The organism is Ramlibacter sp. (genome assembly GCF_035554825.1).
In the GTDB taxonomy this organism is placed as follows: Bacteria; Pseudomonadota; Gammaproteobacteria; order Burkholderiales; family Burkholderiaceae_C; genus Ramlibacter.
This window is the reverse complement of the sequence record NZ_DATMHS010000165.1, coordinates 1-1,644: the sequence shown is the minus strand read 5'-3', so window position 1 is coordinate 1,644 and position 1,644 is coordinate 1. Positions and strand designations below refer to the sequence as shown.

General features: G+C 70.5%; 1 protein-coding gene and 1 pseudogene. Both read right to left on the bottom strand.

Annotated features, from left to right (window positions below; genetic code table 11):
* A pseudogene (locus VNT59_RS20065) lies at positions 1-994 on the bottom strand (hypothetical protein); the annotation flags it as partial.
* Positions 995-1,193: 199 nt separating this feature from the next.
* On the bottom strand, positions 1,194-1,644 hold a 451-nt coding region (locus VNT59_RS20060), incomplete at its 5' end, for an HD-GYP domain-containing protein (protein WP_325501424.1).

Below are 1,644 nucleotides of genomic sequence, written 5' to 3'. Positions count from 1 at the left end.
CCGCTGCAGCGTCCGCTGCAGCTTGCTTCAGCGCAGTCAGCTCTTGCGTGGCCTCGTCGACCTGCGCTTGCTTGGCGGCAAGCGCGTCGGCGGCTGCTGCCGCTTCCTGCTGGCGCTGCACCAGCACAGCCTTGGCGTCGGCGACCTTGGCCTGCTGTGCCTCGAGCGCGGACTGCGCGGTCGCCGCGTCGCCCTCGAGGCGCTGCAGCTCGGCCTCTGCTGCCGTCACGTTCGCCAAGGCGGCGTCGACGGCGTCGGAGGCAGCGGCGGCCGCGACGGTCAGCTGGTCCAGCTGTCCCTGAGCCGTGGCCAGCTGACCCTCCTTGGCTGCAACGAGGTCAGCCGCACTGGCGGCGGCCGCCTCGAGGTCGGCGAGAGCCTTCTGAGCAGCGGCGATCTCCCCCGCCTTGGCATCGACCTGGGCGGTGAGGTCCGACGCCTGCTGCTCCAGCTGGGCCTTGGCGTCCTGCGCGGCGCTGAGCTGGGCCAGCAGGGGCTCGAGCGCCTGCTGCGTGTCCACCTTGGCCTGCTGCAGCCTGGCCAGCTCGTCCGCCGCCGCCGTCACGGCGGTCTGGGTGGTGGTCTGCTGCGCGGTGAGCAGGTCGAGTGCCGTCTGCGTCGACGTGATCTGGGAGTCGAGCTGGGCAGCCTGCGCGTCGAGCGCGGCGATCTGCGCCTCGGCATCGGCCAGCTGAGACTTCAGCGTGTCCGCCTGTTGCTGCAGGGCGGCGCGCTCCGTCTGCAGGGCGGTGATGACTGCGGCGTTGCGGCGGGCGGCGGCCTTGAGCAGGTTCTCCTGCACGGTGCCCCGGTGCGCGAGCTGGTTCACCACCCCGTTGCAGATGCCCGTCGTTCCCGACGGAGAGGCGGCCTGTGCCGGCGAGGCGACGAACAGAAGAGAACCGGCCACGACCGGCAGCACTGCGGTGAGCGCGATGCGCTTCGTGAAAGCGGCACCACGAGTCGATGTTGTGTGCAAAGCGAAAACCCCCATAGAACCCATTCGGGAAGAAACCCCGGCCCTGACCACTATTGGCGGCGGTTCACACCGATCCCATCAGCCGTTCGGCCGCGAAGGACGGCACCATCGTCTCTGCGGCAGCAGACCGAATACGACAAAAAGGTGAGTGACGGCGGTGTGCGTCCCGGAGCTAGGCGCTCGACCACCGCGCCCTTCGCCGAGGTCGGCCAACTCAGCCGAAGGTGAAGGGTGAGCTCCGCGCGTTGCGGCGGTCGAGGACTCGGGACAGGGCGTCGACCACCCGCGGGTCGTACTCGTAGCCGAGCCCGAGGTGGATGCGCTCCATCGCCCGGGCCTCGTCCGGGCCGCTGTACTTGCCCCCCGACAGGTCGTCGAACGCGTTGGCGACCTTGATGATGCGGCTCGGCATGGGCAGGTCCTGACCGAACTCGCGCACCTGCCGGTAGGGCGTCGTCTGCGCCTCGAGGATCCGCGCCACGTTGTCCAGCACCCCGGTGCGGCGCACGATCTCGGCGCCGTCATGGGCGATGCGCTGCTGGTCGGCCGGCGCCGCCATGATCGTCGATCCGCCGGGGATCGGGTCGCGCAGGGCGACCTGCCCCAGGTCGTGCAGCAGCGCGGCATACTCCAGCTCGGTCACCTCGCGCGGCGTCATGCCGAGG